A 23,899-nucleotide genomic window follows, 5' to 3' on the forward strand; every position below is an offset into this window, starting at 1 on the left:
TCTCCTATTCTTATGATCTTTTTGTCTCCTCACCGGACCGGGCAGCATCCTTCTTTGCTTTGCGGTTAAATTCATTCATTGCCGCCTCGATCTCCCCGGATACCATCATTTCCACAGCCTTGACTGCACGGTGATATCCCTCTTCCATCTGCTGCCTTTCCTCTTTGGAGAAATGCCCCAGCACATAATCCGCCAGGTCATATTTCTTCGGCTTTTCACCGACGCCTACCTTAATTCTTAGAAAGACATCTGTCCCAAGATGAGAAATAATGCTTTTTATTCCGTTATGTCCTCCCGCGCTTCCTTTTTTTCTTATGCGAAGCTGTCCTACGTCAAGGCTCACATCATCATATATGACGATCAGCTCTGCCTCCTCGTCAATCTTATAATAATCTGCAAGTCCTCTGATGCTCTCTCCGCTTAAATTCATATAAGTCTGGGGTTTTGCCAGAATCACCTTTTGTCCTTCGATGATCCCTTTGCCGATCAAGGCGCGGTTTTTCCGGTAATCCACGGAAATATTATATTCGTCCGCAATAGCATCTATGACATCAAATCCCACATTATGTCTGGTACCCTCATAGGGCAGACCGGGATTTCCAAGCCCTGCAATAATAAACATTTGTTCTTCCACCTCATTTCTTACTTTTCCATTCTACAGGAAGCCGGCAGATTTGTCACGCAAAACCCATCCTGCCGGAATATTTCTCTGCTTCCGCTCATATATTATATAGAGTACAAATACACATTCAGACACAGGAGGCCTTTATGAGTTCCAAAACTAAAATTTTTGTGCTACATATGAAAGAGATCATATACACCGCCGTTTTTGCTGTATTGGCTATCGTTCTGATCCTTCTTCTTGTATTTATGTTTCTTCCCGGACACAGCAAAAACGAAACTCCCGAAAAAAAATACAAAGAAGGAGTATACACTTCTTCTTTCACTTTAAACAATACGGAACTGGAAGTAGAGGTGTCCGTCGACGAATCTCAGATTGATTCCATCCGTTTTTCCAATATGGATGAGACAGTAGATGCCATGTTTCCGCTTGTTCAGCCGGCCATGGAAGATATAGCCCAGCAGATCTGTGAGACACAGTCTCTGGAAAACATCCAATATTCCGAAGATTCCGCATACACCTCGCAGATCATCATAGACGCCATTAAAAATGCACTGAAAAATGCCGAAATCGAATAACATCACCCAAAAACGAAGGGCATGTGTATAAAAAGGAGTTCCGCAAACGGAACTCCTTTATCAAGTACAGCCGCTTCAGCGACATCTTTTTATCTAAGTGGGTACGCCTCCTGCCGGAAGACTTCGCGCACCGGCGCTAACCTTCTACGATCAGATACTTACCGCTTGGGAGGGCGAACACTTCGGAAGCCTCTTCCAACTCTTCCATAGACATATCCTCCATGTCGATGCCCTCTTCCCGAAAGAATGCAGCTACTTCTTCAATGCTGTCCACTACTACCGCCATACATTCCTCCAGAAATGCCTCTGCTTCTTCCGGTGTCTCTGCTACCGGCTCATCAAAAAGCTGGCTTTGATTTTCCAAAAACACCTGTAAACATTCCTCATCATACTCATACATTGCTTTGTCCTCCCTCTTTTATTGCATGCTTTTTCCTGACGGGATCTCTCGGCGTTGTGCCCTATACATATGCAAGCAGTTCCCTCGGGCTGTCTATCAAAGTCATAGCCCCCGCCTTCTCCAGCGATACCCGGTCACGAAATCCCCAGGTCACTGCAATTTCCTGAACGCCGGCCGCCTCTGCGGTTTTCACATCCACTTCCGAATCCCCGACATACAGACATTCCTCCCGTGATATCCCCATCTCCTCAAGAAGCTTCCATACTCCGGAAGGATCCGGCTTCCTGGCAAGGTTCTCACACTGTCCCTGCACATAGTCGAACACATTCTCTCCAAATATCTGTTTTACTACGTCCACCGTCTGCCCGTGAGGTTTATTGGAAAGCACTGCCAGTTTGATTCCCCGCACTTTAAGCTGTTCCAGAAGTTCTAAGATCCCTTTGTACGGTGTTACATGATATGTACAGTTTGCACTGAATATTCTTCCATATACCGCCATTCCTTCTTCAATACGGCTTAAATTAGCATCTCCGGAGGCTTTCAATGCTTTTTCCATCAAATATCTGGCACCGTTTCCTACAAACAGCCTGCATTGTTCTTCCGTAATTCGAGGCAGCCCCATCTCTTCCAATGTCAGGTTTACTGAATAAGTTAGGGAATCCAGGGTATCTGTCAATGTTCCATCCAAGTCAAAAATACAGCCTCTCATAATATGTTGCTCCTTTCTTCTTCATCTATCATAGTATGAAGCGCCCAAAATTTCAATGCCCTGAAGGAAAAAACATTCCCGCTCTGTTTTTATACTTTTATCCAGCCGGCGGGAATATTTTTTTCTCATATTTTCAGATTTGTTATGCACTCAAATACTGCCGCATTACTTTCAAAGCATGCTTTTCCAGCCTGCTGACCTGTGCCTGTGAAATTTCTATCTCTTCTGCCACTTCCATCTGTGTCTTCCCTTCAAAGAAACGCAGACGGATAATATATCTCTCCCGGCTTGTCAGGCGGTCCATAGCAGCTTCTAAAGAAAGATCTTCAATCCATTTCTCTTCTCTGTTCTTCTTATCGCTGATCTGATCCATGACATACAGGGCGTCTCCTCCATCGTTGTAAACAGGCTCCTGCAGACTCATAGGTACCTGTATCGCGTCCAGCGCAAACACAATATCTTCTTTGGAAATTCCAATCTCATCAGCGATTTCCTGTACCGTTGGTTCCTTCAGGTTCTCCCGCATGTAGTGTTCTTTCGCGTAAATCGCTTTGTATGCCGTATCTCTCAAGGATCTGCTGACACGGATCGAATTATTATCCCTCATATACCGCCGGATCTCTCCAATGATCATCGGCACTGCATAAGTAGAAAATTTAACATCAAGTTCTGTATTGAAATTATTAATTGCTTTGATCAGTCCAATGCATCCAATCTGGAAAAGGTCATCCGGATTTTCATTGCTTCCCGAAAAACGTTTGATCACACTTAACACAAGCCGCAGATTTCCTTTGATATATTCCTCCTTTGCCGCTTCATCCCCTTCTTTCATGCGCGCCAGCAAATCTTCTTTTTCCTCCTCTGTAAGTAGCGGAAGCTTCGCTGTATTTACGCCGCATATTTCAACCTTACCCTGTGCCATAATCTGAATCCTCCTTATTGAACGTATCTGCCGTCATTTGATTACGTACAATAAGATTTTTCTCATTATGTCTTTTCCTTATACTGTACCAGCTGGAAATAAAAAAAGTTTTAGCCCTTGACAAGGGCCAAAACTTTTTCTTCACTTTTTCACATTATTGCACAAGAGACTGCTATGGTTCCCATTTGTCCGCCAGATTCTGAATCTGAGATTCCAGCTTTGCAAGATCCTTGTTGGAGAGTCCTTCGTTTTTCATTACAACTTCCACCAGACGTTTTGCTGCCGCAACCGCTCTGTCAAACGCATTCTGCGCTCTGACTCTTGCCGGCTTCTCTGCAGATTTCTTCGGAATCTTTATGCCGGCAGTCACGATTCTGTTTTCCATCAGATCAACACATCCGCCTGAGTATGGGGCAAATGCCGGACAGCCGATCTCCTTTTCTACCGTTTCTGCAAAAGCATCCGTCACTGTATCTTCGCCATGAACCACAATGACACGATCCGGTTTCTTCTCAAAACCTTTCAGCCAGTTTAAGAGTCCGTTTCTGTCCGCATGTCCGCTGATCCCTTTTATAGACTCAATCCTTGCATTAACTGTAATGTTCTCACCGAACAGTTTCACACTCTCTGCTCCTTCCAGCAGCTTTCTTCCCAGCGTGCCGACTGCCTGGTAACCCACGAAGCAGATGGTACATTCCTCTCTCCACAGATTATGCTTCAGATGATGGCGGATCCGTCCTGCTTCGCACATACCAGAGGCAGAGAGTATCACTTTCGGACGTTCATTCAGATTAATCTGTTTGGATTCCTCTGTTGTGATGGTTGTTTTCAATCCCGGGAAAATAAGGGGGTTGATCCCCTGTTCCACCAGCGCCATCGCTTCCTCATCAAAACAGGATTTTACGTTTTTGTTAAACACTGAAGTTGCCTCGATTGCAAGAGGACTGTCCACATAGACTTCAAAGTTCTGATATTCCGGGAGAAGCCTTTTCTCTTTGATCTCACGGATAAAATATAACAGTTCCTGTGTACGCCCCACAGCAAAAGATGGAATAACCACATTTCCGCCTTTATCAAAGGTTTCTTTCAGGATCCTTGTAAATTCTCCCACATAATCCGGAATCTCCTCCCCGTGGGTCCGGTCGCCGTAAGTGGATTCGATCACTACATAGTCTGCCTCTTTCACCGGCTGGGGATCCCGGATAATAGGCTGATTAATGTTGCCTACATCACCGGAAAATACGATTTTTTTCGTAACATTTTCTTCGGTCACCCACACTTCTATACTGGCTGAACCAAGCAGATGTCCCATATCGTTGAAACATACCTGAACGCCCGGACACAGATCGATCTTCTGCCCGTAATCGCAAGGGGCCAAAAGAGAGATGGCCATATCTGCATCCGCCATTGTATAAACAGGTTCGTAAGGCTCTTCCCCGCTCCTTTTGGCCTTGCGGTTTCTCCATTCCGCCTCAAATTCCTGAATATGGGCGCTGTCACGAAGCATAATGCTGCACAGATCTGCAGTAGCAAACGTGGTTACAATGTCTCCTTGAAAGCCTTGTTTGCATAAAAGCGGCAGGTTTCCGGAATGGTCAATATGGGCATGGGTCAGAAGGACATAGTCCACATCCCCGGCACTGACAGGCAGTTTCTGATTCTCATAAAGATCCGGTCCCTGCTCCATCCCACAGTCAATCAATATATTTTTTCCGCATGCTTCCAGAAGATGACAACTTCCGGTCACTTCATGGGCAGCTCCAATAAAGCTCAGACGCATATCACCAACCCCTTTTTCTTTTCATTGTAACACCTTTTTCAGAAAGTGACTATGAATATTTTACCATCTCCCTTCGCAGCCGCTGCATAATTTTCTTCTCCAGCCTGGAGATGTAAGACTGAGAAATCCCCAGCATATCTGCCACTTCTTTCTGCGTCTTCTCTTCCCCATCCGGCATACCGATACCAAATCTCATTTTTATGATCGTCTGCTCCCGGCCGGACAGCCTCCCGAGAGCTTTCACAAGAAGTTTTTTCTCTACTTCCTGTTCCAGGTCCCGATATATGGTGTCCTCCTCTGTTCCGAGAATATCCGACAAAAGGAGCTCATTTCCATCCCAGTCCACATTTAAAGGCTCGTCAATCGAAACTTCCATGCGTGTCTTGTTATTTCTTCTAAGATACATTAAGATCTCATTTTCAATACATCTGGATGCATAGGTGGCCAGTTTGATATTTTTTCCCGGATCAAATGTATTAATTGCCTTGATCAGCCCAATCGTCCCGATCGATATCAGATCCTCCACTCCAACGCCTGTATTGTCAAACTTTTTTGCAATATACACTACCAGCCTGAGGTTATGTTCAATCAATATTTTGCGGGCGCTTTTGTCTTCCTCTGTTCCCAGCATTGCGATCGCGCGGCTTTCCTCTTCCACTTCCAGCGGAGCAGGAAGAATATCGGATCCTCCGATATAGTGTACATCTTTTTTATCCGGGAAAAAAAACGTACGGAAATTCGGCATTACTTTCAGTTTAAATTGATTTGGCACAGCTATTTTTATCATCATGTTTCGTTTCCTCCAATCTATGTATCAGGATTTATGATCATCCTGTATTCTCCATCTGAAGATATTTTCTCTTCACTGATCCCTACCATCGGCTTATCCACCCATTTCTCATTCTCTCCGGCAATACGCAGGCTATCCAGAACGGCAACAGGCATAACAGCGTTTTTTCTGCCTATCGTATGATAGGAAATATACCGGATTCCTTCCGGGATTTCCTTACCAAACAGTTCTTCTGCCGTCTGGCTCTCTATGATGTTTACCGGCTTTCCCGTCAGTTTATCCCGCAGTGTGTTTCCGGTATCTATCAGAGCCGGCACTGTCACACACCGTCCATTTACATATAGTTCCACATCACACCGGCACTGCCCGGTCTTGAAAATCAGATCCAAAATCTTCCATATTCCCGATGAGATGTAATAGCACCCTACTGCCAGTACAAAAAAAAGACTTCCGATCTCCACATACTGGCATACATGCTCCAAAATCCCTCCCAGCAAAAAACTTGTGATGTACAGAAAAAAAAGCGCTTTCCACAGTTTTTTGTCCCATTTGAGGTGTAAAGCAATTTTCAGCATCAGGATATTCACAACGCCATGAAACAGAAGAAATTTCAAAAACGGCCGGGGAACAGGAAGTGCGACTATCAGACAGGTAAGAAGAGCTCCTGTCAATGCTCCCAGTGAGATATTTCCAAGCGTGGCAGTGCATTTCAATATCTTTTTTATCAGCAGGAGCAATATGTAGTCCATCATAAAGTTGACGAGAAACAGTATGTCTATATACAGTTCATAATACACGTTCCACCTTCTTTCTCTTTTGCACTTCCGGCATAGGGCGGCCTGAAAGCCTGCGCCCTCATCTGGGCAGGATTAATTATAAAGAAAAGAAGGGTTCAGAATTTGTCAGATACTGTTAGAAGGAAAACAGATTTTTTCGACAAAAAAAGCAGCCATGTCAACTGTGGTCGAAAAAATCCACAATCTGTCATGGCTGCTGTATGTTGCCTGAATCGTTATTTACTTTTTAAAGAAATCCGGAATCTTGATAGACTGTTCCTTCACTTTGCTGGTCGGTGTCCTTGGTGTATCCAGAGTCGGAGTTGTACCTCCAACCGGACGCTTCAGGCTTGTACCACCGTTTGTCGTCGGAGCCGCTCCCAAATCAACTTTCGGGCTGTGGCTGGTATGATTGGAATGAAGCTGTTTATCATAACTGCTTGCCGGCGGAACCATACCGGAGCGTTGTACACCTTCCAGTCTTGATTTTAATTTTGAAGATGTCCCACCTACATTATGTAATCCCGTAGCAATTACAGTAATAGTAGCTTCATCTGCTCTGGAATCATCATACATAGCACCGAAGATGATATTTGCATCTTCTCCTGCCAGTTCCTGTACAAATTCTGCCGCATCCGATGCGTCCATAAGAGTAATATCACCGGATACATTAATAATAACATGAGATGCCCCTGCAATTGTTGTCTCAAGCAGCGGACTTGCAACCGCCTGCTTTACAGCCTCCAGCGCTTTATCATCGCCGCGGCCCTGTCCAATACCGATATGCGCAATTCCCTTATCTGTCATGACTGTCTGCACATCCGCAAAGTCAAGATTAATAAGAGACGGTACATTGATCAGGTCTGTGATACCCTGGATACCCTGCTGCAGAACCTCGTCCGCTTTTTTCAGAGCTTCCGGCATAGTTGTTCTTCTGTCAACCACTTCTAACAGTTTATCATTCGGAATAACAATCAAAGTGTCAACGCTTTCTTTTAATTTTTCAATTCCAGCCAGCGCATTATTCATCCTTGTCTTGGATTCAAAACGGAAGGGTTTTGTAACAACACCTACTGTCAACGCTCCCTGTTCTTTTGCAATGCGCGCAACAACAGGAGTCGCACCGGTTCCGGTTCCGCCTCCCATACCGCAGGTTACAAAGACCATGTCTGCTCCCTTTAATGCAGCTGAAATTTCCTCAGCGCTTTCTTCTGCTGCTTTCTCACCGATTTCAGGACGTGCTCCCGCACCAAGTCCTTTTGTGATCTTGTCCCCTATCTGCATAAGGGTCGGCGCCTTACATAACTGAAGGGCCTGTTTATCTGTATTGATTGCAATAAATTCAACACCGGCAATCTGTTCATCAATCATTCGGTTTACAGCGTTATTTCCGCCTCCGCCGACTCCCACAACAATTATCTTTGCCGCTGCTTCTGATTCGTTTGTTTTAATTTCTAGCAAGGGTTTCTCCTCCTTTGTTCTATCCTTATTATATAATTATACATCCCATAAACGGCAGACTCGGAGTCCGCCATATATAGTATATAATATAAGCTTTTGTGCAAAATATCAATAGAATTTTCTCTATTTTTATGGATTTTAGCCCATTTTTATTGATTTTCTTCCGCGGTCTCCCCGGTCTGTCCATCCGTAGATTCCTGCGCCGCTTCAGGCAGCTCGTCTTTATCGAATGTTATCACATCGTTCTCATCCGCAAAATATTCTAAATGCAGCGTCCCTTTCTGGCCGCCCAGCTTTTCCAGGATCGGTGATATCTGTGATACTTTTTCCGTAGTGATGCTGCTGCCCAGCGCCACACAAACATCTCCAAAATATGTGTAAATCTGTTTCCCGTCACAGACAATTCTATCCGATGACAATTCAAATTTCTCCATATCCTCTTTCAGCTCCGTCAGCTCTTTGAACAGCCGCTCCTTTCCCTTGCTCAGGGAATCTCCTACAGAGGCATCTCCCACTTCAAGCCCTTCCACTGCCGGGACTCCTTCAAGTAATGTGGAGCTTTCCAACACCACTTCTCCGCTGCTGTCAAAATACAGGTAGGATTTTTCTGCCACAGCATACCCGAGGATCGGCTTTTCTTTTACTTTCACCTGCACGATCCATGGCGCTTTCAGGCTCACTTGCATATCCTGGATGCTGTCCGGCTTTTTATAATCGGTAAAATGATATTTCCATAAAAGGTAAATAGAATTAAAAGATCCCTGATCCTCCTCTACTACATTAACAATCTCCTCACTGGATGTGTATTCGTTCCCCGTCACCTCGATCCGCTGCACATAGAACAGCAGCAGCACAGCCAGGGCAATAATTGCCAGTCCCAGCAGGATTACAACAAATGCATATATTTTATGAGATTTTTTATGTCCGCTTTTTCTCTTTCGTTCCACAAAAAGCATCCTCCTTGTAAACCAATGCTATTATTTTACCAGAGATGACACACTTAGCACAACCCCCATTTCCATCAAAAGGAACACAACCGATGTTCCTCCGTAGCTGATAAAGGGAAGTGTAATACCTGTATTTGGAATGGTATTTGTCACAACAGCAATATTCAAAATCACCTGGATCATCATATGAGCCATAGCTCCGGCTGCAATCAACGCTCCGAAAAGATCTTCCGCATGGGATGCGATCCGAAAGAAACGCCAGATCAGAATCAGGAAAAGAAGGAGAATAAATCCTGCTCCAAAAAGGCCAAGCTCCTCACAGATGATGGAAAATATCATATCATTTTGAGCCTCCGGAACAAAGCCCAGCTTCTGTACGCTCTCCCCCAGTCCTCTCCCAAAGAGTCCGCCTGATCCTATGGCGTACAGCCCCTGAAGGGTCTGATATCCCTTCTCGTATGCCTCCGGATTTCTCCAGATTGCCAGCCGCTCCAGCCGGTAGCTCTCCAACGCAAGAAATACTGCCATAAATCCGCAGCCTATCACTCCCATCCAGATAAACTGCCCGTATTTGGGACTTGCCGTAAAGACAAGAGTAACCGCAATTCCGAGAATAATAATGGCTGTACTCAAATTGCTGGCGCCTACCAGACCTGCAATAGGAAGAACACTGAGCATGATCTTCAGAAGCGTTCTCATCTGCCCCATTTTGTCTGCATTCTTTGTCACGACAGCAGCAAGAAAAAGAATGACTGCTATTTTCGCAAATTCAGAGGGCTGAAAAGAAAAAGGGCCCAAAGACAACCATCTTTTGGACCCATTATACTCATCTCCCACCAAAAGCACTGCAACAGACAAAAGCACTGCTGCAAGATAGGCCGGCACTGCAAATTTCCGCAATATCCGGTAATCAATCTGCGCCATCAGAAACATACCTGCAATGCCCAGACTGGTGGCAAACACCTGCTTCTTCAGATAGTAAAAGGAATCATGAAACTTTACCTCTCCATTGTAGGCACTGGTGCTGTACAGGATCACAAGTCCGATAAGCAGCAGCAAAAACAGCGCCGTAAGAAGTGTATAGTCATACTTTCTTTTTTTGACTGAATCTGGCAATCTTGTTCTCTCCTTATAGGGAATTTACAATCTCTTTGAACTTATCTCCTCGTTCCTCATAATTCTTAAACATTCCCCAGCTTGCACACGCCGGCGACAGCAACACTGCATCTCCCGGCTGCGCCGCCTTTACGGATGTAAGGACAGCCTCCTCAAATGTATCGGCAAAAGCAATATCTGTAAAACCGCACTCTCTGGCCTCTTCTGCAATCTTTTCCCTTGTAGCCCCAAGAAGGACCAGAAGTTTAACCTTGCCGTCAAAGCTTTCAATCCATTCTTTGTAAGTTGAATTTTTGTCATATCCCCCTCCGATCAAAACAGTAGGGCGCCTCATTGCCTGGATTCCTTTGATGGCTGCATCCGGATTCGTTCCTTTGGAATCATTGTAATAGGCAACTCCATCTTTTTCCGCTACAAATTCTATTCTATGGGCCACGCCTGCAAACTCCCGAAGCGTCTTTCTTATAATATCAAGGGACACTCCATACACAGCGGCCATAGCCGATGCCGCCATGACATTCTCATAATTGTGAACACCAAGCAGTTTCAGTTCATCTACATTACAGATCAGCGTACCTTCCGCATTTCCATCATCCGGGTTCTTATAAATTATATTCCCGTTATCCAGATAAATGCCTCTCTCCATCTTATGCACACTGGAGAAGAAAAAAACTTTCGCCTTCACTTCAGCAGCAAATCTGCGAAGCACCTCATCCTCATAGTTTAAGATGCAAAAATCTTCTTCCGTCTGGTTCGAGGCAATATTCATCTTTGCCTGAATATATGCCTCCATGGTATGATGCCTGTCTAAATGGTCCGGCGTCAAATTCAAAATGGCCGATACTCTGGGACGGAATGTGTGAATCGTCTCCAGCTGAAAACTGCTCATCTCTGCCACAACGACAGAATCTTCCCTGGTATCTTCCGCTACAGTCGTATAAGGATTTCCAATATTTCCCACTACAAATGCACTGTCTGAAGCGTTTTTCATAATCTCTCCCAACAGAGCAGTTGTGGTAGTCTTGCCATTCGTCCCTGTAATGGCAAGGACTTCTCCTTTTCCGCACAGATAGGCAAGCTCAATTTCTCCCATGATCTCAATCTTTTTCTCTCTCATTTTCTGAACGACTGGAAGATCCGTCGGCACTCCGGGACTGATGACCACAAGATCCAGTTCATCCATCACTTCCTCCGGAAGAGAACCGGTAATAATCCGTGCCTTTGTGCCTTCTCCCATCTTTTTAAGTGTTGCTTCCTTATTGAGTTTTTCATTGCCGTCATATAAGATCACATCAGCCCCTCGCTTTTCTAAAAGCTTCGCTGCTCCGATCCCGCTGATCCCAAGTCCGAATACCAGTACCGTTTTTTCCATTATTTGTCCTCCTTACATAGCCATCAGTGCAATCAGACACAGAATGGCTGTAATAATCGAAAAGACCGCTACTACCTTTGTCTCTGACCAGCCGCACAGTTCAAAATGATGATGGATCGGAGCCATCTTGAAGAACCTTTTGCCGCCTGTCTTTTTAAAGTATGTAACCTGTATCATAACAGACAGTACTTCTACCAGATAGATAAGCCCCACGATCACAATAAAAATCGGCATCTGCAGCATATAGGCCGTGGAAGCCACAAAACCTCCCAGAGCCAGCGACCCTGTATCTCCCATGAATACACTTGCGGGATATACATTGAAAAGAAGGAATCCCATCAGGGCCCCGACTACCGCACAGGTAATAGGCTCAATTCCACTCTCGGTTCCCACCGCCACCACTGTAAAAAAGGTAGCTACAAGCACCGTAACACTGGAAGCCAGCCCATCCAGCCCATCGGTAAAATTGACTCCGTTTACTGTTCCGATCACCGCCACAAAAAGGAGCGGGATCGCAAGCCATCCGATATCCAGATATCTTCCCCCTGAAAAAGGGATTAACATGGCGAGAGAAACATCTGTAAATTTCACCATATAAAAGGCAAATACTGCCGTCACAAGGATCTGAAGAGCCATTTTCTGTTTCGGGAACAATCCGTCGGAACGCTTCAGCACTACTTTCAAATAGTCATCCAGAAAACCGATCAGTCCGAATCCCAGTGTAACAAAAAGAATCGGGATAATATTGGGATAATCTCCAATGTAAAATACGGAGGTCACCACAACAGCAATAAGAATAATTACCCCGCCCATGGTAGGCGTTCCCGCCTTTTTCAGATGAGATTTTACTCCTTCTTCTCTTTCTGTCTGTCCCATTTTCAGTCTGCGAAGAATGGGGATGATCACCGGTCCCATTACAACGCTCAATGCAAATGATATCAATACCGGAATAAAAATTGTATAATCCATAGATACACCTCTTATCTCTTTTGTTATTCAGCTTAAAACAGTATACTTCATTTCTTATTCTTTTTCAATGCCAAGATAGGGAAGTACATTTTCAAAAATCTCCCGCATTACCGGTGCGGCGATCGTACCTCCATAATAAATTCCCTGGGGATTATAAATAATACACATTCCCAGTATCTGCGGGTTGTCAGCCGGTGCAAAGCCCAGAAATGAGGATATATATTTGTTTGCGCTTCTCGGAAGAGTCTGCGACGTAGCTGTCTTTCCTCCGATACGGTAACCCTCCACCGCTCCGTTCTTCCCGGATCCTTCCCGTACGACTCCCTCCAAAAGCTCCCTCATCTGACCAGAAACTTTTTCTGAAAGGATTCTGTCCCCCTTTTCAGCTCCTAAAACTTCCTCTGTTTTCCCATCTGAAGAGATCACGCTTTTCCCAATGTGAGGCGTTACCCTCACTCCGCCGTTAATGATGGAACTTACTGTGGAGGCAAGCTGAATAGGCGTAATCTGAAAGGACTGCCCGAACGTCATCGTTGCCAGCTCCACCGTTCCAATATCTTCCTTTTTATGCATGATCGTCCCCGCCTCTCCCGGAAGATCTACTCCAGTCAAATTCAGAAGACCAAACTTTTCATAATAATCATAAAATTTATCTGCTCCTAATCTAAGACCGATATCCATAAATACAGGATTGCAGGAATTTTGCACCCCTTCCACAAATGTCTCCTGTCCGTGTCCCCCCACTTTATGACACCGGATCTTCCTGTCTTCCACAATCCGGTATCCCGGACATTGAAACGTATCGTCCAGGGAAACAACTCCCTCCTCCAGACAGGCAGAGGCTGTAATGATCTTAAAAGTCGACCCGGGTTCATAGGTATCATTGATACAGCGGTTTCTCCACATTTGATTCAGCTTATCCTGTTTTTCCTCTTCTGAAAGTCCCGATGTATCTTCTCCTGTATTTAAGGTGAAGGGATCATTGAGATTAAATTCCGGAACATTTACCATTGCAATGATCTCCCCATTCTGTGGATTCATAAGAAGAACGGATACTGCATCGGCCTGTTTCTCTTCCATCACCTTTTCCGCCATCTGCTGTGCATACATCTGTACATTATAGTCCAATGTGATCCGGAGGGTATTCCCGGGAACCGGCTCCACCCGATCTTCTGCCACTCCTTTAAGCTCTATGCCTCTTGCATCTGTAGTAGTCAGTATCCGCCCGTTCTGTCCTTTCAGGTATTCTTCATATTTTACCTCCAGGCCGATAATCCCCTGGTTATCTCCCCCGGTAAATCCCAGCACTGTAGATGCAAGCTCATCATAGGGATAATAACGTTTAAAGTCCTCATCCACTTTTACACCATTAAGATTCATCTCCCGAATCCGGTCACCGATTTCTTTATCCACATTTGTCTTAATCCTTTCCAGAGCTGAGACCTTCTCCACCTTCTCACGCACAGAGGCCTCTTCCATATCCAAAGCCTGGGAAAGAGCCGTGATCACCTCTTCAGGATCTGTTACCTGACTATGGATCACAGAAATCGTACACACCGTGCGGTTTGTCGCAAGAATATTTCCCGAAGCATCTATGATCTCTCCTCTTGCCGCCTTAATTTCCCTCTCTCTTTCATGGAGGGCTTCCGCTTTCTCCTGATAATATTCGGCGTCAAATACCATCAGGTAGACAAGTCTCCCCATCAAAAACAGAATGATAAAAACTGCGCACAGAAAAACGATCAGGATTTTCTTCTTATTATATGTCTTACTACGCACAAAAAAACCTCACAAAAGCCTTTTTATACTTTATTACTGCTTTTGTGAGGTTATTCATATTATTGCGTTGCCGTATCGTCCGCTGTTTCAGATGTCTTGGAGATCCCCAGATACGGGAAAATTTCTTTCATAATATCACTTGCCATCTGCACCGCCAGAGAACTCTGGGCCTGGTCGTACTCATTTGGCTCATCAATCACAACATAAATTGCAATCTCCGGATTTTCCTGGGGTGCATATCCAATAAAAGATACCAGGTTCTTTCCTTCTGATCTTGGAAGTTTCTCTGCTGTACCAGTCTTTCCTCCTACTTCATAGCCTTCCAGATCCGCCAGCTTACCGCTTCCATTCTGAACAACTCCCCTCATATAATCTTTTACGAGAGTACTTGTCTCTTCCGAAATTGTTCGTTTCACAAGAACCGGCTCTTCATTTTCCACTACATTTCCATTTTCATCCTGTATCTGTTTTACAATGTGAGGCTCATAGTATTCTCCGCCGTTAATAAGCGAACAAAAACCTGCCAGCATCTGTGTCATTGTTACATTAAAGTTCTGACCAAATGCGTTGGTCGCAAGACTGGTTTCATCCATGTTATCTACTGTATATAAAAGCCCCTCTGTAGCGGCTTCGCCGGGAAGATCGATCCCCGCCAGCTCTCCGAATCCAAATATATGCTGATATTTAATGAAATCCTCGGCGCCGATTTTTTCTCCAATCTGCATAAGGGCCACATTGCAGGAATTTTCCACCGCTTCTTTCAAGGTTTGTGTTCCGTGTCCCTCCCGATTGATACAATGAATGTCATATCCTCCAATATGCAGGCTTCCTTCACAGTAAAAGGTTTCATCCCCGTTCAGTGCCCCTGTCTCTAAAGCTGCTGCTACAGTAAAAGGTTTTATCGTCGACCCAGGCTCGTAAGTATCGCTGACACAAAAATTTTTCCACAGAGAGTTTAAGGCATCCAGCTGTTCTTCATCCGACATGGCATCCAGCTGTTCCTGTGTATAGTAGCTTGACAGGTTTCTGGGATTATTCAGATCATAATTCGGATAGCTGGCTTCGGCAAGGATCTCTCCATTTTGCGGATTCATGATCATGACAGCTGTATTTTTGCTTCCCTCGCCGGCAGTTGCATTATTCTTTCTTTCATCGTTGAATTGTTTGATATATTTTTCTACAATACTCTGCACCTGTACATCAATCGTAGAAACCACTGTTTTCCCATTAATTGGTTCTTTTACAGTCTGTTCTACAGAAGTCCCACCATCAAGATAACCATATTCTCTTCCATCTGTCCCGTTTAGTATCGTATTATAGTAGCCTTCTATGCCTCCGTTTCCCACGTTTCCGTCTACTGTAAATCCAATAACATCACTCGCAAGCGTATTATAGGGATAAGTGCGCACATAATCTGATTCCAGCCATATTCCTTTTACATCCGGATAATTTTCATCATCTTCATCAATGGCTTCAAATTCTTTGGCCGTATTATAGTCAATTCCTTTTTTCAGCACGCTGTATCTGCTGTCAGGCGACTCTTCGATCAGAGTATCTACTTCTTCTTCCTCTATCCCAAAGCAGTCTTTCAGGACCTGCTTTGTAGGTTCCACATAATCTTCATCACTCAGCATAGTCTTCACATCCAGTATGACATTGTACACTCTTTCACTGGTGGCAATTTTTGTGCCGTTCCGGTCTACAATATCTCCCCGCTTATAGGGAATGACCCTGCTGTCATACTGCTGCTGGTCCAGAACAATTTTCGTATATTCTTCCCCGTCAGATGCATTAATATAGGTAATTCTTCCTATTAGAAAAACAAAAGCTAGTATAATCCCCAAATAGAGGATGACTAGCTTTTTCTGCATAAATTTAGGGAATTTTTTTCTCAAACGATGCATAGTTTTTTTTGTCATATTCCCACCTTAATTCTGTACATCCTTGGAGCTTGCAAGCATTCCGTCATCCGGTATCTCCTCATACTGCTTTACATAGTCTCCATTCGGATTATCATATTCTACAATCTGATCTTTATCGGCATACACCATGCCCAACTCATTGATAGCTTTATCGCGCACCTCTTCCAGGTTGACAGAATCCATGATCGTATTATACTTTGTTGTATTCTCCTCTTTCATATCCGCCAGTTCTTCCTGCATTGCAGTAATGTTCCTGGAGCGGCTCGTAATCTGTGACTGAAGTCTCACATAATTCACGCAGATTACCAGCGCAAGTACAGCTGCTACCGTAAGAAAAATAACATAACCCTTGTTGACTTTTAAAGCCTTCCTCTGGTTTTGACGAATCTGACGGCTTCTTCTTGTATGCTGCGGATCTCTCCTGCGTTTTTCCGGTTCCCTCTCCGGGGTATACTCCGGCTTTGGAACTGCATTCCCATATACATACATAGATTGGGGATTGCTTCTTCTGCTGTATGCTGCTGTCTGCCTCTTTGAAGTTCTTCCTGCTGCCATCTTCATCGTCCCCTTTCTTTTTTATACTCCTTCTATTTCCGTTTCTGCCGTTTTTTTAGTTTCGTTCAAAAATGCGGAGTTTTGCGCTCTTAGAGCGGCTGTTCTCCTCCATTTCCTCCTCACCTGGCAAAATCGGTTTTTTTGTAACAATACTCCCTTTTGAAACTTTTCCGCACACACACACCGGAAAATCCTTGGGACAGGTACATGGATCCTCATTCTTTTTAAATGCACTCTTTACAATCCTGTCTTCCAGTGAATGAAACGTAATGATACACAATCTTCCTCCCGGATTCAGCAAATCGATCATATCATCCAGTGAATTTCTTAAAACCTCCAGCTCTCTGTTCAACTCAATACGAATTGCCTGAAAGGTTCTCTTTGCCGGATGCCCTGACTTTTTCTGATATTTCATCGGTATGGCATGTCTGATGATCTCCACCAGCTGTCCGGTTGTTTCAATGGGTCTTTTCGCGCGTTCCGCCACAATATGCCTGGCAATGTTTTTTGCAAACTTGTCCTCCCCGTAGTCACGGATCACGCGATAAAGATCCATCTCACTATAGTCATTGACGATGTCTCTGGCCGTCATTTTCTGACGCCTGTCCATTCTCATATCCAGAGGTGCATCTTCGCGATAGGAGAATCCCCGCTCTGCCGTATCCAATTGATAGGAAGATACGCCCAGATCAAGCACGATCCCATCGACCTTGTCAATGCCTAACTTTTGGAGCTGCGACTTCATATCACAATAGTTGCTCCTGACTATTGTAACTTTCTCCCCGAAGTCTTTTAAGCGGATGCCTGCCGCTTCCACGGCGGCTTCATCCTGGTCTATTCCTACAATACTCCCCTTGTTTCCGAGACGCCTGCATATTTCATATGCATGTCCGCCTCCACCAAGCGTTCCGTCTACATATATGCCGTCCGGCTTGATGTTAAGTCCATTTACAGTTTCTTCAAGCAATACTGATTTGTGACTGAATCCCATATCTTCTCCCTCTTAGATACTGAATCCGTTTGCTTCCATATCTGATGCAATATCTTCGATAGAAAGCTCCACTTCAGCATTCTTTTCATCCCATCTGGCCTTGTCCCAGATCTCGGCACGCTTCCCCATACCGATAAACACAACTTCTTTTCCAAGTTTAGCGTATTCTCTAAGAACAGATGGAATCAGTGTTCTACCTTGCTTATCAAGGTCGCCGTCTGTTGCACTTCCCTGAAAGAAATATGCAAAAGCTCTGGCTTTTTTATCTGTGGTCGTTGGTAAGGCGTTCAGTTTTTCTTCAAAGGCGTTCCATTCGTTTTCCGGATATACATACAGGCAATTTTCCATCCCTTTTGTTATGACGAAATGCTCCCCTAAATCGTCACGGAATTTAGCCGGAATAATCAGCCTTCCTTTGGGATCGATATTGTGACTGTATTCTCCTTTCAACATTAGAACTCACCTTCTTTCAAAGCGGTCTGCCACTTTCGCACCACTTTATACCACTTTTCGCCACTTTCTACCACTTGAAACCATTGTAAACCACTTTACTATTGATTTCAAGCCCTTTTTTCTAAAAATTCCTTAATAAAATGTGATGGGAACCCAGTTTTCCTGTGCAACAAAAAAAGAACAGGAAAAAATTCCTGTTCTTTGTCTCACAATTTACTTTTATGAGCATCTATTCTGTTCCGTTCAGATTTGTTTCATAGTCAGTGATGGCTGAATAATCAACTTCCGCACTCTCCTGCGGTCTGCTGTCCTCATACACGCCATATGCCGAATAACCAATCCAGCACACCAGAGCCAATCCCAATACTGCCACTATGCAGCGCCTTAGCAGGTGACGCACTTTCTGTTTCTGCATGATCTGCTTACGGTTCGCCTTTTCCTTTTTATATTTATCTACTTTTTCCTGACTCATATCTTTGTACTCCTTTGTCAACTGGATAACATTATATCACAAAGGCAGGGATTATACAACTACGATTATACCGCCGTCTGCCGCATACATACTGCTGATTCCGGCTGTATCCAGAATAATGACCTTTTTCGGTGAAACCTTCTCCAGAATCATCCTCTTCACCGCTTCCGCTCTCTCCAGGCAGTTGCAATGACTGATGGCAAGCGTCTTCTCCTCGGGCCTTTTCACATCTTTCACAACTTCATCCACCATTTTCACCAGAGCTTTCTTTATACCCCTTGCCTGTCCAAGCTGGCAGATTACTCCCTGTGGTGTAGCTCCCATTACCGGTTTTATATTCAGCGCCGTTGCCACAATTGCCTTCAGCCCCGTCAAACGTCCGTTTTTTCTCAATGTTTCCAGAGTTTCCAGAACAAAATACGTATTTTGTTCTTCAATATATTCCTCCACTTGCCGGACGACTTCGTGAAAGCTCAAATTTTTCTTCTCACATTCTTCGATTTTCAAAGCAATAAGGGTTTCTCCCACAGATGCAGAACGTGAATTAAAAACATAGATATCCTTCTCTCCATACTCTTCATGATAAAGATTCTTTCCAAGCACTGCACTGTTATAAGATCCACTGAGTTCTGCTGACAGAGTCACTGCATAGACCCTTTCCGCCTCGCAGTGGTATCCTTCCATATAAGCTTCCGGTGACGGACAGGACGATTTCGGACAATTGGGACTTTCCGCCACGATTTTTAAAAATTCTTTCTGGTCAAAAGATTCATCATCCACAATATGATGGCCATCTATGTCTATACTCAAAGACGCTGTTTCAAAAACCTCCGACTCTTTCATTTCTTTTGTCAGCTCTCCGCAGCTGTCCACGATTATTTTATAGCTCATCTTCCTTCCATCCTCCTACATTTCTATCTTCAATATCTAGCATTAACGTCATTGACTTCTAGTGTATGTAGTTTCAAAAACCACTTATATATCATAGCATATAATAGGAAGATTGAAAAGGCTTTTCTATCATTGCATCTTTATTTTTCTTGAAATTCCAAGCGCGACACCCATTTCCAACATCAGAAAAAGTAATGATGTCCCTCCATAGCTGATGAATGGCAGCGTAATTCCGGTATTGGGAATCAAATTAATTACAACCGCAACATTCAGAAATACCTGAAGCGCAATGTGGGAAAAGATACCGCTGGCAATTAAAGCTCCATACATATCCGGAGCATTCTGTGCAATTACCATAAGCCTGTACAGCAAAAGGCCAAACAGAACCAGGACCATAATGGCCCCAAACACTCCCAGCTCCTCGCAGATAACCGAAAGGATCATGTCATTTTGCACTTCTGGTATCAGTCGCTTCTGCGTACTGTTTCCAAGACCTTTCCCAAAAAAGCCGCCGGAACCAATAGCATAAAGCCCCTGTACGACCTGATAGCCATAATCAGAAGCATGTTTTTCCGGATCCAGCCATACAATGATACGCCGAAGCCGGAAATTATCTCCCAGATCACCCGCCTGTATCATACTTCCCAGGATGGTCGCCCCCACTACAAGAGCAATGATTCCCAGAACAACCAGGGCAATAAACGGAGCTGTCTTGGGATGAACAATAAAGACCATCATACAGGTAATTCCCAGCACGATAACTGCTGTACTCAAATTTTCTGTCAGAAAATATACACAGCCTGCTGCCAGCAATCCCCAGCTGATTGCCCGAATCACTCCTGCCAGAGTCCGGATCTCTTTCCCCATCTGGCATATAACGACCGGGACAAAAACAATGACAGCTATTTTCGTCACCTCGGCAGGCTGAAGCTGCTGTCCAAACGGAAGGGCAATCCATCTTGTCGCCCCGTTTACTTCCACTCCAAGCGGCGTCTTTACAAGAGCCATCAGGAAAATAGAAAAGAAAAAGATTTTTTTCGCATGCTTGGCAACTCTATGATAATCCCACAGCGATACGACATATGCTCCCGCGCCTCCCACGATACAGAAAAACAGCTGCCTTTTAAAATAATGCATACTGTCCCCCGAATAATTGACTTCTGCCGAGTAAGCGCTGGCACTGTAGAGCATGACCAGACCAAAGCATATAAGAAATACAATAACCGCCACAAGGCTGTAGTCAAAATATTTCATACCGCTTTTCATTCTTGCCCCCATACTCTCTCTGGCCTGCGCTGACCGGCCTCTGTGCTCACCGCGGCCTCTTTTCGGAATCTGTGTTACTTTCGTATTTTTATTCTCCATTTATTTACACTCCAATCGCTATTATTATAACGGCATATGTCTGGAATGACAATGAGGAATTTTTCCTAAGTATCCAGCCGCGTTTATCTTTATATTATTTCGTACATCTCCCCATATCAAATTCCGGGTTAAAAGCATAAAAGTTTTTACTGTCAAGATGATCCTGCACAATGCGCAGACTCTCGCCGAATCTCTGGTAATGCACAATCTCCCTTTCCCGCAGGAAACGGATAGGATCTGCCACTTCCGGATCCTTCACAAGTCTTAGAATATTGTCATAAGTTGTTCTTGCCTTCTGCTCTGCCGCCATATCTTCATGAAGGTCTGTAACAGGGTCTCCTTTGGACTGGAATGTAGTCGCGCTCCATGGCACTCCTCCTGCCGACTGCGGCCAGAGTGCCAGAGTATGATCCACATAATATTTATCAAATCCGGATTTCTCAATCTCTTCCGGCGTCAGGTCTTTCGTAAGCTGGTAGACAATTGCACAGATCATCTCGAGATGTGCCAATTCTTCTGTTCCGATATCTGTGAGTATTCCTGTCACTTCTTTGTAAGGCATAGTATACCTCTGGGCAAGGTAGCGCATCGAAGCTCCGAGTTCTCCGTCAGGGCCTCCGAACTGACTGATGATCACCTGTGCTATTTTGGGATTTGTCTGAGTGATTTTCACAGGATACTGCAATCTTTTTTCATAATTCCACATAAATTAACATCCCCCTTCCTGCCATGGCCATGGCTCATTGATCCAGTTCCACCTGTCTGTCTGAGACAGATCTGCCGCATCCACAGTCAGAGGTCCGTAATACCTGGCATACTCTTTCAATGCCCGATTTCTTTGTTCCTGACATTCCTCAAAAAAGGCGAGAGCCTGGGAATTACAGGGATGGGTATCCAGAAAAAGCTTTACATCATCTACGGCGAAACTAACTACATTGATCCATTGAAGCAGGTCTCTCCTGCAGGGCCTGTTATCTGCCATTATCTTCTCCCTCCTGCTCCTAAAAATGGTTTATGCAGCTCGCGAAAAATCGTGCCGCAGCAAAATCCCTTCTCCAGATCGTATATTTCACGCCACTCCTGCCATGGTACATACGCCATGGCAAGGGCCAGGTCTGAAAGACCGGCTACTTCTTTTCTTTCTGCGCAGCACGAACTTTGTCTCTGCATTCCCTGAGCAGAAAAGCTTCTTTGCTGTCCTCTCCTGCAGTCCTGGGACTGATACCGGTAATTCTGCATGTGTCATTACTCCTTCCATAACAATCTACAATATTATTGTATGGGATTGGAATAAAAATGTGATTGGCATCATACTACAAAAGGCAGTCCCCTTGCTCCGGGAGACTGCCCTTTACTGATAGCACACTATTTCATAAGCTTTTTGATAGATTCACACAATTCATCTACCACTTCTGTATTTCCGTTCTGTATTTCACTTACCACACAGGAATGTATATGGCTGGATAAAAGCTCTTTATTAAAAGAATTAAGCGCCGCCTGAATTGCAGACACCTGTGTGAGAATATCAACACAGTACTGCTCTTCTTCCAGCATTTTTTTTACTCCCCGAACCTGGCCTTCCACGCGGTTCAGACGATTCATCAGTTTTCTGTATTCTTCATCATTTCTGTGTTTTGTTTTCATTCTTTCGCCTTCCTCCTCTATTTCAGGCCTGTACTTTTTTGTTAGATCAGCGGGTATTTCTTTGTAAGCTGCGCTACGATTTCCTGTGCCCTTCCAATATTATCCTCACTTTTAATCACAAGAGAAATAGCTTCTGCAATGTGCTCCATATCCTCTTCCTTTAATCCGCGAGTGGTAACTGCAGGTGTTCCAAGCCTCACTCCGCTTGTCACCATCGGTCCTCTGGCATCGTTTGGAATTGTATTTTTATTACATGTAATATGAGCAGCATCCAGACGTTTTTCCAGTTCTTTTCCTGTTACCTCTTCCTGGCTTAGATCAACCAGCATCAAATGGTTGTCTGTGCCTCCTGATACCAGTTTTACTCCTCTTTCCATCAAAGCCCGGGCCAATGCCTGGGCATTCTTTACAATCTGTTCCTGATATTCGCGAAATTCAGGCTGAAGCGCTTCTTTAAAACAGACTGCTTTTCCGGCAATCACATGCTCCAGCGGGCCTCCCTGTATACCAGGGAATACTGCTTTATTAAAATTAAATTTGTCCGCTGCTTCCTGGTTGCAAAGGATCATGCCTCCCCTCGGTCCCCTCAGAGTCTTATGTGTTGTAGTTGTCACAACATCTGCATACGGAATCGGGCTTTGATGAAGGCCTGCCGCTACAAGTCCTGCAATATGAGCCATGTCTACCATAAGGTAGGAACCTGCCTCATCAGCAATCTCGCGGAATTTCTTGAAATCGATTTTTCTTGCATAGGCGCTTGCCCCTGCAATGATCAGTTTCGGCTTTTCCTCTAAAGCAATACGGCGCACCTCTTCATAATCAATAAAACCTTCCTCATTTACTCCGTAAAAGGAGGTCTGAAAATAATTTCCCGAGAAATTCACCGGTGATCCATGGGTCAGATGCCCTCCCTGATCCAGATTCATTCCAAGAATCTTGTCCCCCGGTTTCAGCATGGCAAAGAAAACTGCCATATTTGCCTGTGCTCCTGAATGAGGCTGCACGTTGACATACTCGCATCCAAAAAGTTTCTTTGCTCTCTCCCTTGCCAGATTCTCTACTACATCAACGTAATCACATCCGCCATAATACCTTCTTCCCGGATACCCTTCTGCATATTTATTTGTCAAGGGACTTCCCATAGCCGCCATAACTGCCTTGCTTACCCAGTTTTCGGAAGCAATCAGTTCCAAATGGGAATCCTGTCTTTCCATCTCCTTTACAATAGCATCTGCTATTTCGCTGTCCGTTTTTCTAATGTCCTCAAAAGCGTACATCCTTTTCCTCCTTTTTAAGTAGCCTTGCAAGCCTCATTCGCCCTGCCAAGCTCGAACCCTCCAGGTTCTCGCTCACGGGCTTCGCCCTATTTTTCAGCGAACTCAAAT

26 protein-coding genes are annotated in these 23,899 nt (G+C 44.5%); 1 reads left to right on the forward strand and 25 read right to left on the reverse strand.

All coding sequences use genetic code 11. The features are described 5' to 3' along the window. Nucleotides 1–10 precede the first annotated feature (10 nt). On the reverse strand, nucleotides 11–622 hold the full coding sequence (pth, locus tag EUBC25_RS01670; protein ID WP_230106523.1) for an aminoacyl-tRNA hydrolase: 612 nt from the start codon (nucleotides 620–622) through the stop codon (nucleotides 11–13). A gap of 146 nt (nucleotides 623–768) precedes the next feature. Between pth and EUBC25_RS01675 the strand changes: the two genes are divergently transcribed. Beyond that, on the forward strand, nucleotides 769–1,200 hold the full coding sequence (locus tag EUBC25_RS01675) for an FMN-binding protein (RefSeq protein WP_230106524.1): 432 nt from the start codon (nucleotides 769–771) through the stop codon (nucleotides 1,198–1,200). 136 nt (nucleotides 1,201–1,336) lie between these two features. Here EUBC25_RS01675 and EUBC25_RS01680 read toward each other — a convergent pair whose 3' ends face one another. From EUBC25_RS01680 to EUBC25_RS01795, 24 genes are all read right to left on the reverse strand, one after another. After that, nucleotides 1,337–1,600: a glyoxalase gene (locus tag EUBC25_RS01680; RefSeq protein ID WP_230106525.1), complete on the reverse strand. Its 264-nt coding sequence runs from the start codon at nucleotides 1,598–1,600 to the stop codon at nucleotides 1,337–1,339. 61 nt (nucleotides 1,601–1,661) lie between these two features. Next, nucleotides 1,662–2,312: an HAD family hydrolase gene (locus EUBC25_RS01685; RefSeq protein WP_230107527.1), complete on the reverse strand. Its 651-nt coding sequence runs from the start codon at nucleotides 2,310–2,312 to the stop codon at nucleotides 1,662–1,664. Nucleotides 2,313–2,451: 139 nt separating this feature from the next. Beyond that, nucleotides 2,452–3,231 (reverse strand): RNA polymerase sporulation sigma factor SigG, encoded by a 780-nt coding sequence (sigG, locus tag EUBC25_RS01690; protein WP_230106526.1) that lies wholly within the window; start codon nucleotides 3,229–3,231, stop codon nucleotides 2,452–2,454. Between the two features lie 172 nt (nucleotides 3,232–3,403). Then, nucleotides 3,404–5,011, reverse strand: coding sequence for an MBL fold metallo-hydrolase RNA specificity domain-containing protein (locus EUBC25_RS01695; RefSeq protein ID WP_230106527.1), 1,608 nt, complete (start codon nucleotides 5,009–5,011; stop codon nucleotides 3,404–3,406). 49 nt (nucleotides 5,012–5,060) lie between these two features. Then, complete coding sequence (sigE, locus tag EUBC25_RS01700) at nucleotides 5,061–5,801, reverse strand: RNA polymerase sporulation sigma factor SigE (protein ID WP_230106528.1); 741 nt, start codon at nucleotides 5,799–5,801, stop codon at nucleotides 5,061–5,063. Nucleotides 5,802–5,818: 17 nt separating this feature from the next. Next, entirely contained in the window at nucleotides 5,819–6,598 is a 780-nt protein-coding gene (locus tag EUBC25_RS01705) for a sigma-E processing peptidase SpoIIGA (protein ID WP_230106529.1), read from the reverse strand. 219 nt (nucleotides 6,599–6,817) lie between these two features. Continuing rightward, entirely contained in the window at nucleotides 6,818–8,038 is a 1,221-nt protein-coding gene (gene ftsZ, locus EUBC25_RS01710) for a cell division protein FtsZ (RefSeq protein ID WP_230106530.1), read from the reverse strand. 149 nt (nucleotides 8,039–8,187) lie between these two features. After that, the gene (locus EUBC25_RS01715) at nucleotides 8,188–8,985 is read right to left on the reverse strand and encodes a cell division protein FtsQ/DivIB (RefSeq protein WP_230106531.1); all 798 of its coding nucleotides are present in this window, start codon (nucleotides 8,983–8,985) and stop codon (nucleotides 8,188–8,190) included. Between the two features lie 30 nt (nucleotides 8,986–9,015). Then, on the reverse strand, nucleotides 9,016–10,101 hold the full coding sequence (ftsW, locus tag EUBC25_RS01720) for a putative lipid II flippase FtsW (RefSeq protein WP_230106532.1): 1,086 nt from the start codon (nucleotides 10,099–10,101) through the stop codon (nucleotides 9,016–9,018). A 13-nt stretch (nucleotides 10,102–10,114) separates the two neighbouring features. Beyond that, nucleotides 10,115–11,473 (reverse strand): UDP-N-acetylmuramoyl-L-alanine--D-glutamate ligase, encoded by a 1,359-nt coding sequence (gene murD / locus EUBC25_RS01725; RefSeq protein ID WP_230106533.1) that lies wholly within the window; start codon nucleotides 11,471–11,473, stop codon nucleotides 10,115–10,117. Nucleotides 11,474–11,485: 12 nt separating this feature from the next. Next, nucleotides 11,486–12,442 (reverse strand): phospho-N-acetylmuramoyl-pentapeptide-transferase, encoded by a 957-nt coding sequence (gene mraY, locus EUBC25_RS01730; protein ID WP_230106534.1) that lies wholly within the window; start codon nucleotides 12,440–12,442, stop codon nucleotides 11,486–11,488. Nucleotides 12,443–12,496: 54 nt separating this feature from the next. Beyond that, nucleotides 12,497–14,221: a peptidoglycan D,D-transpeptidase FtsI family protein gene (locus tag EUBC25_RS01735; protein ID WP_230106535.1), complete on the reverse strand. Its 1,725-nt coding sequence runs from the start codon at nucleotides 14,219–14,221 to the stop codon at nucleotides 12,497–12,499. A gap of 59 nt (nucleotides 14,222–14,280) precedes the next feature. Further along, nucleotides 14,281–16,140: a peptidoglycan D,D-transpeptidase FtsI family protein gene (locus EUBC25_RS01740; RefSeq protein WP_230106536.1), complete on the reverse strand. Its 1,860-nt coding sequence runs from the start codon at nucleotides 16,138–16,140 to the stop codon at nucleotides 14,281–14,283. 9 nt (nucleotides 16,141–16,149) lie between these two features. Continuing rightward, entirely contained in the window at nucleotides 16,150–16,698 is a 549-nt protein-coding gene (locus tag EUBC25_RS01745; protein ID WP_230106537.1) for a hypothetical protein, read from the reverse strand. A gap of 55 nt (nucleotides 16,699–16,753) precedes the next feature. Then, nucleotides 16,754–17,689 (reverse strand): 16S rRNA (cytosine(1402)-N(4))-methyltransferase RsmH, encoded by a 936-nt coding sequence (gene rsmH, locus EUBC25_RS01750; RefSeq protein WP_230106538.1) that lies wholly within the window; start codon nucleotides 17,687–17,689, stop codon nucleotides 16,754–16,756. Nucleotides 17,690–17,701: 12 nt separating this feature from the next. After that, nucleotides 17,702–18,142: a division/cell wall cluster transcriptional repressor MraZ gene (gene mraZ / locus EUBC25_RS01755; RefSeq protein WP_230106539.1), complete on the reverse strand. Its 441-nt coding sequence runs from the start codon at nucleotides 18,140–18,142 to the stop codon at nucleotides 17,702–17,704. A gap of 229 nt (nucleotides 18,143–18,371) precedes the next feature. Then, on the reverse strand, nucleotides 18,372–18,614 hold the full coding sequence (locus EUBC25_RS01760; RefSeq protein ID WP_230106540.1) for a hypothetical protein: 243 nt from the start codon (nucleotides 18,612–18,614) through the stop codon (nucleotides 18,372–18,374). 51 nt (nucleotides 18,615–18,665) lie between these two features. After that, nucleotides 18,666–19,505, reverse strand: a complete 840-nt coding sequence (locus EUBC25_RS01765; protein WP_230106541.1) for a DegV family protein — start codon at nucleotides 19,503–19,505, stop codon at nucleotides 18,666–18,668. Between the two features lie 129 nt (nucleotides 19,506–19,634). Then, nucleotides 19,635–20,783, reverse strand: coding sequence for an FtsW/RodA/SpoVE family cell cycle protein (locus tag EUBC25_RS01770; RefSeq protein ID WP_230107528.1), 1,149 nt, complete (start codon nucleotides 20,781–20,783; stop codon nucleotides 19,635–19,637). A gap of 181 nt (nucleotides 20,784–20,964) precedes the next feature. Then, nucleotides 20,965–21,576, reverse strand: coding sequence for a manganese catalase family protein (locus EUBC25_RS01775; RefSeq protein ID WP_230106542.1), 612 nt, complete (start codon nucleotides 21,574–21,576; stop codon nucleotides 20,965–20,967). Nucleotides 21,577–21,579: 3 nt separating this feature from the next. Continuing rightward, nucleotides 21,580–21,852, reverse strand: coding sequence for a spore coat protein CotJB (locus EUBC25_RS01780; RefSeq protein WP_230106543.1), 273 nt, complete (start codon nucleotides 21,850–21,852; stop codon nucleotides 21,580–21,582). Next, nucleotides 21,852–22,109: a spore coat associated protein CotJA gene (locus tag EUBC25_RS01785; protein WP_230106544.1), complete on the reverse strand. Its 258-nt coding sequence runs from the start codon at nucleotides 22,107–22,109 to the stop codon at nucleotides 21,852–21,854. Before EUBC25_RS01785 ends, EUBC25_RS01780 begins: the two co-directional genes overlap by 1 nt. 126 nt (nucleotides 22,110–22,235) lie before the next feature. Continuing rightward, nucleotides 22,236–22,514, reverse strand: coding sequence for a metal-sensing transcriptional repressor (locus EUBC25_RS01790; protein ID WP_230106545.1), 279 nt, complete (start codon nucleotides 22,512–22,514; stop codon nucleotides 22,236–22,238). Between the two features lie 41 nt (nucleotides 22,515–22,555). Continuing rightward, nucleotides 22,556–23,791: a serine hydroxymethyltransferase gene (locus tag EUBC25_RS01795; protein WP_230106546.1), complete on the reverse strand. Its 1,236-nt coding sequence runs from the start codon at nucleotides 23,789–23,791 to the stop codon at nucleotides 22,556–22,558. Nucleotides 23,792–23,899: the final 108 nt, after the last annotated feature.

Origin of the sequence: Claveliimonas bilis (genome assembly GCF_020892095.1) — a bacterium.
Taxonomy (GTDB): domain Bacteria; phylum Bacillota; class Clostridia; order Lachnospirales; family Lachnospiraceae; genus Claveliimonas; species Claveliimonas bilis.

Excerpts from the sequence above, each read along its gene's own strand:
- sigG (WP_230106526.1), bottom strand. The coding sequence starts at position 3,231 with ATGGCACAGGGTAAGGTTGAAATATGCGGCGTAAATACAGCGAAGCTT.
- EUBC25_RS01740 (WP_230106536.1), bottom strand. The coding sequence starts at position 16,140 with ATGACAAAAAAAACTATGCATCGTTTGAGAAAAAAATTCCCTAAATTT.
- EUBC25_RS01680 (WP_230106525.1), bottom strand. The coding sequence starts at position 1,600 with ATGTATGAGTATGATGAGGAATGTTTACAGGTGTTTTTGGAAAATCAA.
- EUBC25_RS01785 (WP_230106544.1), bottom strand. The coding sequence starts at position 22,109 with ATGCAGAATTACCGGTATCAGTCCCAGGACTGCAGGAGAGGACAGCAA.
- EUBC25_RS01765 (WP_230106541.1), bottom strand. The coding sequence starts at position 19,505 with ATGAGCTATAAAATAATCGTGGACAGCTGCGGAGAGCTGACAAAAGAA.
- pth (WP_230106523.1), bottom strand. The coding sequence starts at position 622 with ATGTTTATTATTGCAGGGCTTGGAAATCCCGGTCTGCCCTATGAGGGT.
- mraZ (WP_230106539.1), bottom strand. The coding sequence starts at position 18,142 with ATGTTGAAAGGAGAATACAGTCACAATATCGATCCCAAAGGAAGGCTG.
- mraY (WP_230106534.1), bottom strand. The coding sequence starts at position 12,442 with ATGGATTATACAATTTTTATTCCGGTATTGATATCATTTGCATTGAGC.
- rsmH (WP_230106538.1), bottom strand. The coding sequence starts at position 17,689 with ATGGGATTCAGTCACAAATCAGTATTGCTTGAAGAAACTGTAAATGGA.
- murD (WP_230106533.1), bottom strand. The coding sequence starts at position 11,473 with ATGGAAAAAACGGTACTGGTATTCGGACTTGGGATCAGCGGGATCGGA.
- EUBC25_RS01780 (WP_230106543.1), bottom strand. The coding sequence starts at position 21,852 with ATGGCAGATAACAGGCCCTGCAGGAGAGACCTGCTTCAATGGATCAAT.
- EUBC25_RS01675 (WP_230106524.1), top strand. The coding sequence starts at position 769 with ATGAGTTCCAAAACTAAAATTTTTGTGCTACATATGAAAGAGATCATA.
- EUBC25_RS01790 (WP_230106545.1), bottom strand. The coding sequence starts at position 22,514 with ATGAAAACAAAACACAGAAATGATGAAGAATACAGAAAACTGATGAAT.
- EUBC25_RS01760 (WP_230106540.1), bottom strand. The coding sequence starts at position 18,614 with ATGAGTCAGGAAAAAGTAGATAAATATAAAAAGGAAAAGGCGAACCGT.
- sigE (WP_230106528.1), bottom strand. The coding sequence starts at position 5,801 with ATGATGATAAAAATAGCTGTGCCAAATCAATTTAAACTGAAAGTAATG.
- EUBC25_RS01775 (WP_230106542.1), bottom strand. The coding sequence starts at position 21,576 with ATGTGGAATTATGAAAAAAGATTGCAGTATCCTGTGAAAATCACTCAG.
- EUBC25_RS01695 (WP_230106527.1), bottom strand. The coding sequence starts at position 5,011 with ATGCGTCTGAGCTTTATTGGAGCTGCCCATGAAGTGACCGGAAGTTGT.
- EUBC25_RS01795 (WP_230106546.1), bottom strand. The coding sequence starts at position 23,791 with ATGTACGCTTTTGAGGACATTAGAAAAACGGACAGCGAAATAGCAGAT.
- EUBC25_RS01745 (WP_230106537.1), bottom strand. The coding sequence starts at position 16,698 with ATGGCAGCAGGAAGAACTTCAAAGAGGCAGACAGCAGCATACAGCAGA.
- EUBC25_RS01770 (WP_230107528.1), bottom strand. The coding sequence starts at position 20,783 with ATGGGGGCAAGAATGAAAAGCGGTATGAAATATTTTGACTACAGCCTT.